Annotated in this window: 13 protein-coding genes and 1 rRNA gene; 12 read left to right on the top strand and 2 right to left on the bottom strand. The window is 48.2% G+C overall.

What is annotated here, in order from left to right:
* Positions 1 to 105 precede the first annotated feature (105 nt).
* Positions 106 to 240: a 50S ribosomal protein L34 gene (gene rpmH / locus K7397_RS18955; RefSeq protein WP_127530040.1), complete on the bottom strand. Its 135-nt coding sequence runs from the start codon at positions 238 to 240 to the stop codon at positions 106 to 108.
* 476 nt (positions 241 to 716) lie between these two features.
* Here rpmH and K7397_RS18950 point away from each other — a divergent pair, with 476 nt between their 5' ends.
* From K7397_RS18950 to gyrB, 9 genes are all read left to right on the top strand, one after another.
* Positions 717 to 1,394, top strand: a complete 678-nt coding sequence (locus tag K7397_RS18950) for a GntR family transcriptional regulator (RefSeq protein ID WP_223069981.1) — start codon at positions 717 to 719, stop codon at positions 1,392 to 1,394.
* 166 nt (positions 1,395 to 1,560) lie between these two features.
* A complete protein-coding gene (locus tag K7397_RS18945) occupies positions 1,561 to 2,922 on the top strand; it encodes a GntP family permease (RefSeq protein WP_223069979.1) in 1,362 nt (453 codons plus the stop codon).
* Positions 2,923 to 2,970: 48 nt separating this feature from the next.
* Positions 2,971 to 4,518, top strand: coding sequence for a gluconokinase (gene gntK / locus K7397_RS18940; protein WP_223069976.1), 1,548 nt, complete (start codon positions 2,971 to 2,973; stop codon positions 4,516 to 4,518).
* A gap of 614 nt (positions 4,519 to 5,132) precedes the next feature.
* Positions 5,133 to 6,479: a chromosomal replication initiator protein DnaA gene (dnaA, locus tag K7397_RS18935; RefSeq protein ID WP_223069974.1), complete on the top strand. Its 1,347-nt coding sequence runs from the start codon at positions 5,133 to 5,135 to the stop codon at positions 6,477 to 6,479.
* Between the two features lie 293 nt (positions 6,480 to 6,772).
* Complete coding sequence (gene dnaN / locus K7397_RS18930; protein ID WP_223069972.1) at positions 6,773 to 7,915, top strand: DNA polymerase III subunit beta; 1,143 nt, start codon at positions 6,773 to 6,775, stop codon at positions 7,913 to 7,915.
* A 22-nt stretch (positions 7,916 to 7,937) separates the two neighbouring features.
* Entirely contained in the window at positions 7,938 to 8,153 is a 216-nt protein-coding gene (gene yaaA, locus K7397_RS18925; protein WP_223069969.1) for a S4 domain-containing protein YaaA, read from the top strand.
* 67 nt (positions 8,154 to 8,220) lie between these two features.
* Positions 8,221 to 9,333 (top strand): DNA replication/repair protein RecF, encoded by a 1,113-nt coding sequence (gene recF, locus K7397_RS18920; protein WP_223069967.1) that lies wholly within the window; start codon positions 8,221 to 8,223, stop codon positions 9,331 to 9,333.
* A gap of 16 nt (positions 9,334 to 9,349) precedes the next feature.
* Positions 9,350 to 9,598, top strand: a complete 249-nt coding sequence (remB, locus tag K7397_RS18915; RefSeq protein WP_223069965.1) for an extracellular matrix regulator RemB — start codon at positions 9,350 to 9,352, stop codon at positions 9,596 to 9,598.
* A gap of 77 nt (positions 9,599 to 9,675) precedes the next feature.
* Positions 9,676 to 11,586 (top strand): DNA topoisomerase (ATP-hydrolyzing) subunit B, encoded by a 1,911-nt coding sequence (gene gyrB / locus K7397_RS18910; RefSeq protein ID WP_223069963.1) that lies wholly within the window; start codon positions 9,676 to 9,678, stop codon positions 11,584 to 11,586.
* A 51-nt stretch (positions 11,587 to 11,637) separates the two neighbouring features.
* Here gyrB and K7397_RS18905 read toward each other — a convergent pair whose 3' ends face one another.
* Positions 11,638 to 12,426 carry a YheC/YheD family protein gene (locus K7397_RS18905; protein ID WP_223069960.1) on the bottom strand — a complete coding sequence of 263 codons (789 nt, stop codon included), beginning with the start codon at positions 12,424 to 12,426 and terminating at the stop codon, positions 11,638 to 11,640.
* Between the two features lie 523 nt (positions 12,427 to 12,949).
* Here K7397_RS18905 and gyrA point away from each other — a divergent pair.
* From gyrA to K7397_RS18890, 3 genes are all read left to right on the top strand, one after another.
* Positions 12,950 to 15,499: a DNA gyrase subunit A gene (gene gyrA / locus K7397_RS18900; protein ID WP_223069959.1), complete on the top strand. Its 2,550-nt coding sequence runs from the start codon at positions 12,950 to 12,952 to the stop codon at positions 15,497 to 15,499.
* Positions 15,500 to 15,761: 262 nt separating this feature from the next.
* Positions 15,762 to 16,871 (top strand): HD-GYP domain-containing protein, encoded by a 1,110-nt coding sequence (locus tag K7397_RS18895; protein WP_223069958.1) that lies wholly within the window; start codon positions 15,762 to 15,764, stop codon positions 16,869 to 16,871.
* Between the two features lie 317 nt (positions 16,872 to 17,188).
* Positions 17,189 to 17,411, top strand: a 16S ribosomal RNA gene (locus K7397_RS18890); the annotation flags it as partial.

Here is a 17,411-nt window from a genome sequence, read left to right as displayed (position 1 = left end):
GCTGCTTTCAGCCTGCCCTAACCCTCATTTTTAACATGAGAATCGAATCCAAATGGCTATTTTATGAAAAAAAGACCACCGTAGTGGTCTTTACGCACGCACGTATTAGGCACTCAATACTTTTCTGCCTTTTTGACGACGAGCAGCCAACACCTTGCGGCCGTTTTTCGTGCTCATTCTTGTACGGAAACCATGAACCTTTTTGCGCTTGCTCACGTTCGGTTTGAAAGTCGGTTTCATCTATTGCACCTCCTAACAGGATACTCCTACTTCTTCTTCATTAAATTTTACCGCAGAAAAAGCCTTTTAACATTTAATCATAAAATGTGCCCAAAGTCAACCGGAACCTCTGCCCCATCCGTCCGGCACCAAATATCCACAGGTTCGTACTCTTTTTCTACTCAAAAATCAATTATTCACATGTGGATAACCATTTAAAATATCCTCTAAGCCATTAATTGAGCTTCTAAAATGACAATTGAAAATAATGCGCTTTCAATTTTGTCTTTACAGTGAACATTTGGAGGAGTAAAATAAAACCACAACCTTGAAGTTGTATACAGGTATACCGATATTTTTAAGGAGCTGATGTCCTCCGAAAGCCAACGCCTGTTCAAAATGATGTTATGCTAAACAACTGTTTAATGTATGCGCCTTCATTTGTGATAGAATCAGACTACCTGTAACAATTTATTTAACGATTGGAGAGGTAAACCATGCATTATCCCGCTGTATGGCTGCAAGGGGCGTCCCTGGGAGAATCGATTGCTTGCGAACTTCGCCAGCGGATCATTAACGGAACTGTTAAATCGGGCGAAATTTTGACGGAGAACCGGATTGCCGCCGAGTTCGGAACAAGCCGTTCCCCTGTTCGCGAAGCGATGAAGGCCTTGGCCGCGGAAGGACTTATTCGTCTGGAACGGATGGGTGCAGTCGTCTTGGGACTCAGCCTGCAGGAAATTGAAGAGCTTTATGACGTTCGCTACTTAATTGAAACCTTCGCTCAGCAAAGGCTGGCAGAGGCCGATACGGCAATACTGATTGACAGCCTCAGGAAGATTATTGACAGGATGGAGCTTGCAGCGAAGCATCACGATAAGGTTGAGTTCTCTTATCAGGACCTTGCCTTTCATGAGACGATCATTCGCGAAGCGAAGCACTCCCGCATTTTGCATCTGTGGAACAGTATCCGCCCTATTGTAATGGCCGTCATGCTGATCACGACCGAGGAGATGTTTTCCTTGGGTGAAGACAATATCATAAGAGTCATTAAGAAACACAACAAACTAATGGATGCGCTTCAATCGGGGGATGCGGCAGGGATTCACCATGAGGTCGAGGAATATTTCGCCGATTCCCGCAACACCCTCCATCTCAGTTTGCCTGATACCTAACCCCGAGTAGATAAAAAGCGTTTGCTCCTCCGGCGCTTTTTACCATAAGTTGTCGACGAGTATACATCATATTTTCACACTTATGCCAACGAATGAAGCTGAATGAAAAAACATGGAATTGTAAGCGTTATTATGAAATACAAACGTTTATTAAAGGAGGTTCCTCATGAATACATTGTTCGGGCTCAGCCATCAAGGCACACTGCTTGTCTGGACGCTGCTGGTCATTATTTTCCTGATCGTCCTGATTTCCAAGTTCAAATGGAATCCCTTTGTCACGCTGCTCATCTCCGCCCTGCTGCTCGGGCTGCTTTCTGGCATGAAGGCCTCCGATGTCATCACATCGGTTACCAGCGGACTTGGCGGCACCCTTGGTACGATAGCGATTGTAATTGGCCTTGGGACCATGCTGGGAAAAATGATGGCGGAATCCGGCGGCGCGGAACGCATCGCCACAACGCTGATCGATAAATTCGGGGAGAAACGGGTTCATTGGGCGATGATGATTGTCGGTTTTGTCGTCGGCATTCCGGTCTTTTTTGAAGTTGGCGTCATTCTGCTCATTCCTATCGTATTCACCGTTGCCCGCAAAACCAAAATGTCTTTGCTGCAAATCGGCATTCCCATTCTTGCCGGCCTGTCCACGGTACATGGTCTTGTGCCCCCTCATCCGGCACCAATGATTGCGATCGACGCTTATCAAGCGGATCTCGGAAGAACGATCTTGTTTTCGCTCATTGTGGGACTGCCTACCGCTATTATTGCCGGACCGCTGTTTGGAAAATTCATCGGGAAACGGATTGAGGTCACTCCGCCTGAAAATCTGGCCAAGCAATTTGCCGAAAAACAAACGTCAGAGCTCCCGGGCTTCGGCATTACCTTATTGACCATTTTGATGCCGGTTATTCTAATGCTGACCGGCTCCATCGCGGATATTATCGATCCGGAGGGAACGCAAGGCTTTACCCAGTTCTGCGAATTTATCGGGCATGAAGTCATTGCCCTGCTGATTTCTGTAGTATTCGCCTTTTTCACACTTGGATTTGTCCGAGGCTTCTCCAAAGAACAGATTTCCAAATTCAGCAGCGAATGTTTGGCGCCAACCGCTACAATTATTTTGATTATTGGCGGCGGCGGGGCTTTCAAGCAGGTCTTGATCAACAGCGGGGTCGGGGACGCCATTGCCGATGTTGCGGCTCATGCCCATATTAATGTCATCTTGTTCGCCTGGTTTACAGCGGCCCTGATTCGTGTGGCTACCGGTTCAGCGACAGTCGCCATGACGACCGCTGCCGGCATCGTCGCTCCGGTTCTGGCGCTGACACCCGGTACCAGCGTTGAACTTGTCGTTCTGGCAACCGGAGCCGGCTCCCTGGTACTGTCGCATGTCAATGACGCCGGCTTCTGGATGATCAAGGAATTCTTCAATATGTCGGTTCCGCAAACTCTAAAGTCCTGGACGGCCATGGAGACCATTTTGTCGGTTGTTGCCCTTGTGTTTATTCTGATTTTGAGTACGTTTATATAAGTAAGAACAAACTAAACCAGATATTCAAAGTGGAGAGAAGGCATAATTATGAATCATGAGTCGCATATGATCGGGGTCGATATCGGCACAACCAGCACGAAAGCGGTGCTTTTCAAGCAGGACGGATCCATTGTTGCGAAAGCAAGTGAAGAATATCCTCTATATACGCCGACTTCTGCCATCGCCGAGCAGGATCCGGAGCAAATTTTTACGGCCGTACTACGATCTGTGCAGCAAATTATAGAGCAAAGCGGGGTTTCTCAAGGCAGCATCATGTTCGTCTCCTTCAGCGCCGCTATGCACAGTGTCATCCCGGTAAACGGGGAGCATAAGCCGCTGATGCGGTGCATGACCTGGGCGGATAATCGAAGCGCCGAATGGACGGAAAAACTGAAGTTGGAGCTGGGCGGACATCAGATCTTTCTGAGAACCGGCACGCCCATCCATCCGATGTCTCCCTTGACCAAGCTCCTCTGGATGCGTCATGAAGAGCCTGAAATGTTTGCCCAAACGAATAAATTTATTTCTATAAAAGAATATATATTTCACAAGCTGTTCGGAGAGTATGTCATAGACTATTCCATGGCCTCCTGTACCGGGCTCCTAGATTTGAACAAGCTGGATTGGGACGAAGAAGCGCTAAACGTGGCGGGCATCACAAGGGACCGCTTATCGCGCCTTGTGCCCACCACCTATGAAATGAAGGGTATGAACCCGGAATATGCAGGCCAAATGGGCCTGGATCCGGATACGCCTTTCATTATCGGCGCCACAGACGGAGTTCTGTCCAACCTCGGCGTGAATGCGATCGATCCCGGTGTCGTTGCGGTTACAATCGGCACCAGCGGCGCGATTCGCACCGTGGTTGACCGGCCGGTAATCGATCCGAAGGGACGCATCTTCTGCTATGCGCTCACAGGCAATCAATGGGTTATCGGAGGACCGGTCAATAACGGCGGCGTTATTTTGCGATGGGCAAGAGACGAATTTGCGGCCGCCGAGGTCGAAACAGCCAAGCGGCTCGGCATCAGCCCCTATGACGTGCTCACCAAAATTGCGGAACGCGTTCGTCCTGGATCGGACGGCCTGCTGTTCCATCCTTACCTTTCCGGGGAGCGAGCTCCGCTATGGAATCCGAACGCCCGAGGCTCTTTCTTTGGCCTGACACTCCATCATAAGCAGGAGCATATGATCCGCGCCGTCCTGGAAGGCGTCATTTATAACCTGTATACGGTGCTCCTCGCCATGGAGGAACAGATCGGCCAGCCGAATAAAATACTGGCAACAGGCGGTTTTGCGCGCTCCGAGCTGTGGAGGCAGATGATGGCCGATATTTTTGAGCAGCCCGTTACGGTTCCTGAGAGCTTTGAAAGCTCCTGTCTCGGAGCTGTCGTTCTTGGCCTGTATGCCACCGGCCGGGCGGAATCGCTGAGTGTGGTTTCCGGTATGGTTGGGGCCACCTATCAGCATATGCCGATAAAAGAGCATACAACGCTGTACAAGGAGCTGCTCCCTATTTTCATTCGGATCTCCCGCAAGCTTGAAGACGAATATGCCGATATCGCCCGGTTTCAGCGCAAGCTCAGCAGTCTGTAGCAGCCTCTAGCTTACCAAAATCATTCAGCGCAAAGAAAAACGTGCTATCCGCGTGATGCACGTTTTTCTTTGCGCTATTTTTCTTCATCCAAAATCTTTCATGAAATTAAGGCAGCCTGTAGATAACTTGGAAGACAGGAAAAACGGACATTCTTCATAACCTGTGCATAATTTTTGCTGCCTTTTTTCGGTTTCTGTCGAATACTAAACAATTTATAAACAATATGTAGTGGTGTGAAGCAAATTTATGCACAAGTTATTGAATTTGTGGATAAATTCCGCCCACTCATTGAAATATAAGCCTTCTTTTGCTATGATTAGATTGCTTTTCGGTGTGAATATCTATGAATCCCATCAGCTTTATCAACACCCTGTGGATAAAATTGTGAACAATTCGAATTTATCCTCTTTTAATCTTAATCCACAAACACAACTATTGGGGATAATTTTCCCCTTTATTTCTGTTTTTTCGACTATTTATGTGTTTAAAAACAGTATTTCAGTCTTCTCGGCCTGCGAATCGTGCGGGACAAAGCCTGAAGCAAAGGCTCCACTTGGTGGAGCTATTTTATGGCTTAAGCCACAATTGTAAGTTTTAAAAGGAGTGACAGTCTGTGGACAGCCATACCTCTGAATTATGGCAGCAAATTCTTTCCATCATCCAAACGAAACTAAGCAAGCCAAGCTTTGACACCTGGTTCAAGGCCACCAAGCCCGTATCCATTTCCGACCGTGCCGTTGTCATTTCCGCGCCGACGACCTTTGCCGTGGAATGGCTGGAAAGCCGTTACACCAAGCTTGTATCGACCACGATTTATGAAGAGATCGGGAAGCAGCTTGAAGTTTCTTTTGTGATTGAAGAGAACAAACCGGCCGAACCGATTCTGCCGCAGCCACAGCAGCAGCCGGTAGTGGTTGAAGAGCCTATATCGAACATGCTCAATCCCAAATACACGTTTGACACGTTTGTTATCGGCTCAGGCAACCGTTTTGCGCATGCGGCTTCGCTTGCTGTCGCCGAGGCGCCGGCCCGCGCCTACAATCCGCTGTTTCTGTATGGCGGCGTAGGACTCGGCAAAACACACCTGATGCACGCGATCGGCCATTATATTCTCGAACATTCGCCAAGCAGCAAAGTCGTCTACATTTCTTCCGAGAAATTTACGAATGAGTTCATCAACGCCATCCGGGACAACCGCGGCGAGAGCTTCCGGAACAAATATCGCAACATCGATATTTTGCTTATCGACGACATTCAGTTCCTGGCGGGCAAGGAATCGACGCAGGAGGAATTTTTCCATACGTTTAACGCCCTGCATGAAGAGCGCAAGCAGATCATTATTTCCAGCGACCGTCCGCCTAAAGAAATTCCTACGCTTGAAGAGCGGCTTAGATCGCGGTTTGAATGGGGCCTCATTACCGACATTCAGCCTCCGGATCTGGAGACGCGGATTGCTATTTTGCGTAAAAAAGCGCGGGCCGAGAATCTGGATATTCCGAATGAAGCGATGATGTACATCGCCAACCAGATCGATACGAACATCCGCGAGCTGGAGGGGGCCTTGATTCGGGTTGTCGCCTATTCGTCGCTGATCAATCAGGATGTCACGACGCATTTGGCGGCCGAAGCGCTCAAGGATATCATCCCTTCAAGCCGCCCGAAGATCATTACGATCCAGGACATTCAGCAAAAGGTAGGCGAATATTACAACCTGCGGCTGGAAGATTTCAAAGCCCGCAAGCGTACGAAAGCCATTGCTTTTCCGAGGCAGATTGCCATGTATTTATCAAGGGAACTGACCGATTATTCGCTGCCGAAGATCGGGGAAGCTTTTGGAGGAAGAGACCATACGACGGTCATTCACGCCCATGAGAAAATCACGCAGCAAATGAAGAGCGATCAGGAGCTGTTTAAAGTGATCAATAACATTACGGACAAGATCAAGAATACGACTTCGTAAACCATTCGGGTAAACGGGTAAATAAGAGAAACACGGGAAGAGCCAGTCATCAACTTATGCACAAGTGAATAACTCGCCAAATGCATCAAAGCCTATGCACAAGCTATGCACATGTGGATAGGCTTGCTTTTGTGTTCTTATCAGGCTTATCCACATATTCAGTGTGCCTACTGCTATTACTAAGGGTTTTAAATAAATACTTCATCGTTAAGACGGGCCTTCCGGCCCTTCCTTAAGGAAACCGGCAGACCGAGGTCAGACAGCCGCTTCACAATACATTTAGGAGTGAAACTATGAAAATCCGTATTTTGAAAAATGAACTGAACGAATCCATACAGCATGTCTCCAAGGCGATATCCAGCCGAACAACGATTCCGATTTTGACCGGGATCAAGCTGGAGGTTAACTTTCAAGGCGTAACCTTGACGGCAAGCGATACGGATATATCGATTCAGGCATTCATTCCGCAGGAGGAAGACAACAAGCAGATCGTGCAGATTGAACGTACAGGGAGCGTGGTGCTGCCGGCCAAGTTTTTCGTCGAAATTATCAAGAAGCTTCCTTCTTCCGAAATTGAGATGGAGGTAAAAGAAGGCTTCCAAACCTTCATCCGCTCCGGTTCAACCGATATCCAGATGGTGGGCCTCGATCCCGAGGAGTTTCCGGTTCTGCCGACGATCGAAGAGGACCAGGTCATTTCCCTGCCGGGCGATCTGCTTAAGAACATGATCAAACAAACGGTATTTTCTATTTCTACTCATGAAACGACGCCGATTCTGACGGGAGTGCTCTGGAACTTGAGCGAGGGCTTGTTCAAATTTGTAGCGACGGACCGTCACCGCCTGGCCAGCCGTACGGCACCGGTTGACAATGCGGAAGGCATCCGTTTCAGCAACATCGTCATTTCCGGCAAAACGCTGAATGAGCTGAGCAAAATCATTCCGGATCAAAATACGGTTGTGGATATCGTCGTCGCCGACAACCAGGTGCTGTTCAAAATTGACAGCGTGCTGTTCTACTCGAGAATTCTGGATGGAACGTATCCGGATACTTCTAAGATTATTCCGACCCATTACAAAACAGAACTTGTTGTGGACACAAAAAAAATTAGCGATTCGATCGACCGCGCCTATTTGCTGTCCCGCGAGGAGAAGACGAACATTGTCAAACTGCAGACGATGGAGGATGGAACGATTGAAATTTCGTCCAGCTCTTCAGAGCTCGGCAAAGTCACCGAACAGCTGGATGTGATCGATTTTACCGGGGATGCGCTGAAAATATCGTTCAACTCCAAATACATGCTGGATGTGCTGAAGGTCGTGGAGAGCGAACAGCTCCATCTCGGGTTTACCGGCGCCATGAGCCCTATTATCGTGAAACCGATGGACGACAGCCGCAGCCTGTATCTGATTCTGCCTTACCGGACAACGAACTAAAGCAGGGAAGGAAGAGTTACGGATGAAGCCAATCAAGATTCATAGCGAATATATCAAGCTCGACCAGTTTCTGAAGCTGTCGGATTGCGTGCCGACAGGAGGAATGGCCAAAGCGCTGCTGCAGGAGGACATCGTCAAGGTTAACGGGGAACCGGAAAACCGCCGCGGACGCAAGCTGTATCCGGGAGACAAGGTAGAAGTAGAGGGCCATGGCACCTTTGAGGTTGTCGCAGAGTGAAAATAAGGGTGTGCGGTTCCCTGTTTCTTCTACAGGATAAGGCGCTTATAGAGAAGGGAGCTGCTGCATGTTTGTCAAAAACTTAAATCTCGAGCACTATCGGAACTATGAGCAGTTAAAGCTTGATTCCTTCGGCAGCGTTAACCTCTTGCTTGGGAACAATGCCCAGGGTAAAACCAATCTCCTGGAAGCTATTCTGATGCTGGCCCTGACCAAATCGCACCGCACGTCCAAAGACAAGGAATTGATCTCCTTTCAGGCAGACGCAGCGGTGCTTGCTGCTCAAATAGAGAAGAAATACGGAACCGTCAGCCTGGAGCTGCGATTATCGGGACAAGGCAAAAAAGCCAAATTGAACGGCCTGGAGCAGCGCAAGCTGAGCGACTTCGTAGGAACACTGAATGTGGTAATGTTCGCGCCTGAGGACCTTGAGATCGTAAAGGGAACGCCGGGCATCCGCCGGCGGTTTCTGGATATGGAAATCGGCCAGGTCATGCCAAGCTATCTGTTCCATTTGCAGCAGTATCAAAAGGTGCTCCTCCAGCGGAACAACACGCTGAAGAGTGCGTTTCATGCCGGTCCGGAAGCGGGCGTCATGCTGGAAATATGGAACGAGCAATTAGCAGAGCATGGTGTTAAAATCATTAAAAGAAGGAAACAATTTATAAGAAAACTGCAAAAGTGGGCTTCCGACATTCATTTTGGGATTACGAACGGTGCAGAAAGCCTTGAACTTACCTATTTGCCATCCTTTGGAACAGCGGATGAAGAAGATGAAGCTGTCTTATTAGAGCAATTTATGATAAAGTTATCACAATTGAAAGATCAGGAGATTAGGCGGGGCATGACGCTTGCCGGACCGCACCGGGATGATATGGCTTTTCATATTAACGGAAAAGAAGCCCAGGTTTTCGGTTCGCAGGGACAGCAGCGGACAACGGCGCTTTCGCTTAAGCTGGCGGAAATTGAGCTGATTCATCAGGAAATTGGGGAATACCCGGTCCTTCTGCTGGACGATGTATTGTCAGAGCTGGATCCTTATCGCCAGACACAGCTGATCGAAACATTCCAGAGCAGAGTCCAGACGTTCATTACGGCTACCGGTATGGAGAGCATTAACGCCGGCCGGCTGAAGGACGCCAGCATTTTTCATGTTCATAACGGGCAAGTGATGTTCTAAGGACGGAGGCGGGCAAGTGTATATTCATCTGGGTGGAGAGAAAGTCATTTCTTCGAAGGAACTGGTTGCCATATTCGATATATCGATCGTGAAGTCGTCCCGGATCTCAAAGCAGTTTATGACGAGCATGCTAAACTCCAAGAGAATGGTGCAGATTAGTGAGGAAGAAGCGAAATCCATTGTCGTAACCGAGCATACGGTTTACTATTCCCCCATTTCTTCGGCAACGTTAAAGAAGAGATGCAATACTTTGTATGAAATATAAGCTCTAAACGGGTAACCCCTTAGAATCTGTATTATAAATTTTTTACAGCAGTATAATCCATAGAAGTAGGTGAAGGCATGTCTATCAACGGACAATCGTATGATGAGAGTCAGATACAGGTGCTGGAGGGACTGGAGGCCGTCCGCAAGCGGCCGGGGATGTACATCGGTTCCACCAGCGTCAGAGGGCTGCATCATTTGGTATGGGAAGTAGTGGACAACAGCATCGATGAAGCGCTCGCCGGCTTTGCGGACAAAATTGATGTCATTGTTCACCAGGACAATAGCGTCACCGTGATTGACAACGGCCGGGGGATACCGGTTGGGGAACATCCGAAGATGAAGAAATCTACGCTCGAGGTCGTCATGACGGTTCTGCATGCAGGCGGCAAATTCGGAGGCGGGGGCTATAAGGTGTCCGGCGGTCTCCATGGCGTTGGCGTATCCGTTGTGAATGCGCTATCGGAGAAAGTGATCGTTGAGATCAAGCGTGACGGTCATATTTATCAGCAGGAGTACCATCGCGGGGTGCCTCAATATGAGCTACAAGTGATCGGCACAAGTGAAGAAACGGGAACCAAGACGACGTTTAAACCGGATGCGGAAATATTTACGGAGACGACGGTCTTTGATTACAATACGCTGGTCACGCGGATCCGCGAGCTCGCTTTCCTAAACAAAGGCATTGTGATTACGCTGCATGATGAGCGTACGGGACAATCGGATTCTTTTCACTTTGAGGGCGGTATCATTGAGTATGTCAAATATTTGAACCATAACCGCGAAGTGCTTCACGAGGAGCCCATTTATGTCGAAGGCTCCCGCGAGATGATTCAAGTAGAGATTGCTCTCCAGTATAACGACAGCTATTCGGAGAACATCCACTCTTTTGCGAACAACATCAATACCCATGAGGGCGGTTCTCATGAATCCGGCTTCAAGAGCGCCCTGACCCGGATTATTAACGATTATGCCCGTAAGACGGGCGTTATTAAAGACAGCGGATCCAACCTGTCCGGCGATGATGTCAGAGAGGGCCTGACGGCGATTATCTCCGTGAAAATTCCGGAACCGCAGTTTGAGGGGCAAACGAAAACCAAGCTGGGGAACAGCGAGGTGCGCGGTATTGTCGAATCCCTGTTTGCAGAGAAGCTGCAGGAATTTCTGGATGAAAATCCGGCTGTAGCAAAACGGGTGCTTGAAAAAGCGATTCAGGCGTCCAGAGCCCGTGAAGCGGCCCGGAAGGCCCGCGAGCTGACCCGCCGCAAAAGCGCCCTTGAGGTAAGCAGCCTGCCCGGCAAGCTGGCGGACTGCTCCTCCCGAGATGCCTCGATCAGCGAGCTGTACATCGTCGAAGGCGATTCCGCAGGAGGATCGGCCAAACAGGGCCGTGACCGCCATTTCCAGGCCATCCTGCCGCTGCGCGGTAAAATTCTCAACGTAGAGAAGGCTCGTCTTGACCGGATTCTCGGCAATGCCGAAATTCGGGCGATTATTACGGCGCTCGGTACGGGAATCGGCGAAGAGCTGGATATATCCAAAGCCCGTTACCACAAGGTCATCATTATGACCGATGCGGACGTCGACGGCGCTCACATCCGTACGCTGCTGCTGACCTTCTTTTTCCGTTTCATGCGTCCGATTATTGAAGCCGGCTTTGTTTATATCGCGCAGCCGCCGCTGTTCAAGATTGAACGCAATAAAGTAATTCGCTATGCCGGTTCGGAGAAAGAACGGGATGAAATCATCGAGGAGTTTGGAGAAGGCGCTAAATACAACATTCAGCGCTATAAAGGGCTTGGGGAGATGAACCCCGAGCAGCTGTGGGAGACGACGATGGATCCGGAAAGCCGGACGATGCAGCAGGTTACCATCTCAGATGCGATCCTGGCTGACGCCCTGTTCGACAAACTGATGGGCGACAACGTCGAGCCGCGCCGTGACTTCATTCAGGAACACGCCAAGTACGTGCGAAACCTGGATATCTAAGACGAAAAGGTTAGACCGATGACAGCTATCGGCCTAACCTTTTTTTACAATTCAGGATGTTTTCTTCTTGCCGCTAAGTCTTCCGTAGGCTACGGCGTATTCCCGGATCTTCTTGTAAATGGACTTATCCTTCAGCCATTTGAACGGAAACAATGCCGGCAGCGTGTTCACTTCCAGAACCCACATCCAGTAATCCTCATCAATGGCTACATCCAGCCCGATTTCTTTAAGATTGGGGTATTTTTTCTGCAACTGCCAGCCGACCCTTTCGCCAAGTCCTCTCAAATTGCGTATAAACTCGGCCAGCTCCTTACCGTTCAAATAATCGTTGAGAAGTTCTTCGATGGAAAGGACCATTCCTCCGTTATGGTGGTTCGTGACAATTTTTTGCTTCGCCGCTACCCGGCCGATATAGCCTGTCGTTTCCCAGTTTCCGCGAGGGGTCTTTTGCACAAGAACTCTAAGGTCAAACTTGCGGTTTTCATGAGTGATCATAGAGATTCCTTGTTGGATGAGGTATGGCCTTTTGTCAATTCGTTCTGCAAGTGTCTTAAGCAGTTCCTGAACAGACTGGAAAGCTATGGACTCGATGCCGAAACGGAGCTTGTAGATCCAAGGTGAATCCTCCTCTTCATTTTCCCTATAACGCTCGGCGCTCATCACTCCATTCCCGAATGTACCGCGATCAGGCTTGACATAAACCATATCATATTCCTCTAACATTGACTCCAGCTGTTCCGGAGAGAACGGACGGGTATCCGGAATGTAAACTCTGAGCTGTTCGTTTCTGTTCAAAACCTTGGTCTTCTCCCATTTGCTTGATATCCGTTGGATGCGCAAACCTGCTTCATTCCTTTCTAAGCAATAATGCTGCTAACCTTATCAGGCTGAAAAACATAGGACAGAAGAGTAAAACAATGATATAATTATAAGATACGGTGATTTTATAACTTTTTTGAAATATAAGGGCTGTAGTTTTGCTGCATGTGTTTTATATTTCCGGTAGAATCGGTAAGGTCTTCGGGACAGGATCCCTGACAGGATCATTGTTCTCCATCTGCCCATAGGAAGAAAAAAAGCCTATATGGTTAGTGTATGTATCCGGGAAGCCGCAGGATTGGACATTTTCCTATTTTTCTGCCTTATCTTTGGGATGAAGGTCTACAGGGTTAATGTTTAATTGTGCTTGTTTTGTGAAAGTAATATAATGGATGTTAGTGTTTTTAGAGGATAACGGCCTTTTTATACATTTTCTGAAGGTTGCCCGAAAAGTGGTGCAGACAAGTCTTAGGCTTCCCTTTTGCGGGTAACTTTTGCGGCTTTCCCCATAGATCTATACTGGTAAATTTGAAGGAGGCTCAGCATGGCGGAAGAAAAATACTTGCGAATTATAGATCGTGACATTGGTGTTGAAATGCGCGAGTCCTTTATGGATTATGCAATGAGCATCATTGTCAGCCGGGCTTTGCCGGATGTGCGGGACGGACTGAAGCCTGTTCACCGCCGTATTTTGTATGCAATGTCAGAGCTCGGTATGTCACCGGACAAGCCATTCAAGAAGTCGGCCAGAATTGTCGGTGAAGTCATCGGTAAATATCATCCGCATGGAGACTCGGCGGTTTATGAAACGATGGTGCGTATGGCCCAGGATTTCTCGATGCGCAACATGCTGGTGGATGGACATGGTAACTTCGGTTCCATCGACGGCGACTTTGCTGCAGCGATGCGGTATACCGAAGCAAGACTGTCCAAGATCGCTATGGAGATGCTGCGCGATCTGAATAAAGAAACCGTTGACTTCATGCCTAACTATGATGGGGAAGAGCAGGAACCTGTCGTCCTGCCGGCCCGCTACCCTAACCTCTTGGTTAACGGGGTCTCCGGTATTGCGGTGGGGATGGCCACGAATATTCCTCCGCACAATTTGGGTGAGGTGATCAATGGGGTTCAGGCTTTGATCGAAAACCCGGAACTGACTTCACTCGAATTGATGGATTATATCAAGGGTCCCGATTTTCCGACGGCCGGTTATATTTTGGGACGTGAGGGCATAAGACAAGCGTACTCAACCGGACGCGGCTCGGTCACGATGAGGGCCAAGGCGACGATTGAGGAGCATAACAACAAGGCATGGATTATCGTTCATGAGCTGCCTTATCAGGTAATCAAGGCCAGACTTGTGGAGAAAATTGCCGAACTGGTCAGAGAGAAACGGATTGAAGGCATCACGGACCTGCGTGACGAATCCGACCGTAACGGTATGCGAATCGTAATCGAGCTCCGCCGCGATGTAAATCCGAATGTGGTACTGAATAATCTGTACAAGCATACCGCAATGCAGTCTACCTTTGGGATCAATATGCTGGCTATTGTCAATAATGAGCCGCGCATATTAACCCTTCATGAAGTGCTGAAATACTATATCGATCACCAGATTGAAGTGATTCGCCGCCGTACGGAATTCGATTTGCGAAAAGCGGAAGCCCGGGCGCATATTCTGGAAGGTCTGCGCATCGCGCTCGATCATATCGATGAGGTTATTGCCCTCATTCGGGCATCGAAATCGGATGAAGAGGCCCGGGAAGGCCTGATGAGCCGGTTCGGGTTAAGCTACGAGCAAGCCCAGGCTATTCTGGATATGCGTCTGCGCCGGTTGACCGGTTTGGAACGCGACAAGATTGAGAATGAATACAATGAACTGCTCCAGAAAATCGCCGAGTACCGCGAAATTTTGGCTAATGAATCCCTGGTCCTGAAGATTATCAGTGAAGAACTGCAGGAGATCAAGGACAAGTTCGCCGATGAGCGCCGGACCGAAATCACGGCGGGTGAAGACAACATCCTGGACGAGGACTTGATTCCGCAGGAAGAGGTTGTCATTACCATTACCCATACCGGTTATATCAAACGGCTGCCTGTAACGACATATCGGAGCCAGAAACGCGGTGGACGCGGCGTTATAGGTATGGATACGAAGGACGACGACTTTGTGGAGCATCTGTTTGTCACGAACTCCCACAATTTCCTGATGTTCTTCACCGATCGGGGTAAAGCCTACCGGATTAAAGCTTATGAAATTCCGGAGCTTGGCCGGACGGCCAGAGGGACGCCGATTATCAACCTGATTCAAATCGAACAGGGCGAAACGGTCAATGCGGTTATTCCGGTTGTTCCATCGGAGACGGAGAAGCTGCTGTTCTTTGCTACCCAGCAAGGGATTATTAAGAAGACCCCGCTTGAAGATTATGTCAACATTCGCAAAGGCGGGCTGATCGCCATTAATTTGCGTGAAGATGACAAACTCATTGATGTGAAGATGACGGACGGCAAGCAGGAAGTTATTTTGGGAACCGCTCAAGGCATGTCGATCCGCTTCCAGGAAAGCGACGTCCGGACAATGGGGCGTTCGGCTACAGGGGTTAAAGGCATTACGCTTGATTCGAATGATGAAGTGATCGGCATGGACGTTATTGTACCGGATCGGGATATTCTGATTGTAACAACCAAAGGCTACGGCAAACGGACTCCGGTGGATGATTACCGGGTACAGAGCCGGGGCGGCAAAGGGATTAAGACGATTAATGTTACCGAGAAGAACGGAACCGTCATTGGTCTCAAGGTTGTTAAGGATGACGAGGACCTGATGATCATTACGAGCAGCGGTACATTGATTCGTACAAGTATGGCAGGAATCAGCACGATGGGTCGTTATGCACAAGGGGTCAAACTCATTAACATCCGTGATGAGGACTTCGTTGCGACCGTTTGTCGTACGGACAAATCAGATGATTCCAACGAACTGCTTGAAGAAGATGCTTCAATAACCGCTCAAGAAGAATCGAAAGATGCTGCAGGAACCGATGAAGTAGCATCGCCAGAAATAAATGAGGATTCGGAAGACTCGGAAGAATAAGTCCAAACGTCTCCTCCAAGGCAAAACGGATCTTCGCAAGAAGGTCCGTTTTGTTTTGATATGTAGATCTTTCCCGTCATCTTGTGGGATTTTTTATGCTGTTTGAAGGGCATTTTTATTTTATTTACGTGTTGAATATTTAGAATTTCGAAAAAGGGAGATTGTTCCTATTTCTAAAGACGTATATAATGACTTTGAGCTGAAGAATTGTAGATCGTCAGATTCAATCAGCGAATCAGAGTAGATGAGTGAGGTATCAGATATGGGAATCGTATCGGTATCAGAATTGAAGCCGGGGCTCAAGGTTGCAAGTGCTGTACATACTCCGCTTGGCGGGATGCTGATGCCTAAAGGAAAGGTACTGCTCCCCAGGGATCTGGATGTCCTGCAGGCATTTCTGATTGAGCAAGTCGAAATTGAAGGAATGAAAAGCCGGGAGGTTTCCCAGGCAAAGGTAGCCAAGGAAGGAAAACATACTGCGTCAACTGCTGCATCACCTGCCGTATCTCTTGTAAAAGAAGTCAGCCATTCGCCTTCTGACAAGTTCCAACTGGAATATGACCGGATGCTGAATATATTGAAAAGCTCTTTTCAATCGGTTCTGGCTTCCAACATTCCGGTATTCGATCTGCGGAGTCAACTGGAAGTGTTGATCAGCATGCTTAAGAATTATAATATCCTGACATTTACCCCTAAAAATATGAACGAATACGACTACATGTTCCATAACGGCATCTTGACGGCGTTGACGTCTTATTGCCTTGCGCAATGGCATGGACTGCCTCAAAGGGATTGGGTTCAGGTTGCCTTGGCGGGATTGCTCCATGATATCGGCAATGCCAAAGTGGATCCCAAAATTTTATATTCGCCTATGAATTTAAATACAGAAGAGATCGAAGAAGTTCGTCTTCATACGACGTATGGATATCAAATGCTTCGAAATATTACGGCGTTAAATGAAGGGGTAAGATTGGCTGCTCTTCAGCATCATGAAAAAATTGATGGATCCGGTTATCCGCTTCATCTAACAGGGGACAAGATCCATGTTTACGCCAAAATTGTGGCCGTAGCGGATATTTTCCACGCCATGACCCTTAAGAAAAGATACCGTAAAGCACAGTCTCCGTACCTCGTGCTGGAAGAACTTCAGTCAGAAGCATTCGGAGAACTGGATCCGGCGATTGTTCAGACATTCGTCAGCAAGGTGACTGAGTTTCATCATGGAACTATGGTACGTCTGAACACGAATGAAATTGGAGAAATCATTTTTACGGATCGCAATTATCCTACACGTCCTATGGTATCCGTCAAAGATAAAATTATTAACCTGGCTCAGCACCATAATTTGTATATAGAAGAAATTTTGAAATAAACTTGACTTGCGCCGGTACATTGGGGTATAGTAGTCGATGCCGCCTTTGACGGCGCCTTTTATTGTAAACAAATGGATTATAAAAAAAGGCTTGATTTATTTCTCTCAACATGATATGATATAAAAGTTGACAGCGACAAGTTGTCTTCACGAATGAGACAGTTTGATCTTTGAAAACTGAACAACGAGTGAGAGGATTTTACGGATGTAAAATCCGGATTTAAGAGAATTTAGGATGGCTTGAATGTTCATTCGAGTTTCATCTAATCTCGTCAGATTCAAAATGAGCTAATCGCTCTTTCATTAAAGGAACAACTTTATTGGAGAGTTTGATCCTGGCTCAGGACGAACGCTGGCGGCGTGCCTAATACATGCAAGTCGAGCGGAGCTGACGGAGTGCTTGCACTCCTGATGCTTAGCGGCGGACGGGTGAGTAACACGTAGGCAACCTGCCCGTAAGACTGGGATAACTACCGGAAACGGTAGCTAATACCGGATACGCAAGTTCCTCGCATGGGGGACTTGGGAAAGGCGGAGTAA

The organism is Paenibacillus caui, assembly GCF_019904135.1.
Taxonomy (GTDB): domain Bacteria; phylum Bacillota; class Bacilli; order Paenibacillales; family Paenibacillaceae; genus Fontibacillus; species Fontibacillus caui.
Note: the sequence above shows the minus strand (reverse complement) of the source record. Positions and strands in the feature narration are given on the sequence as shown.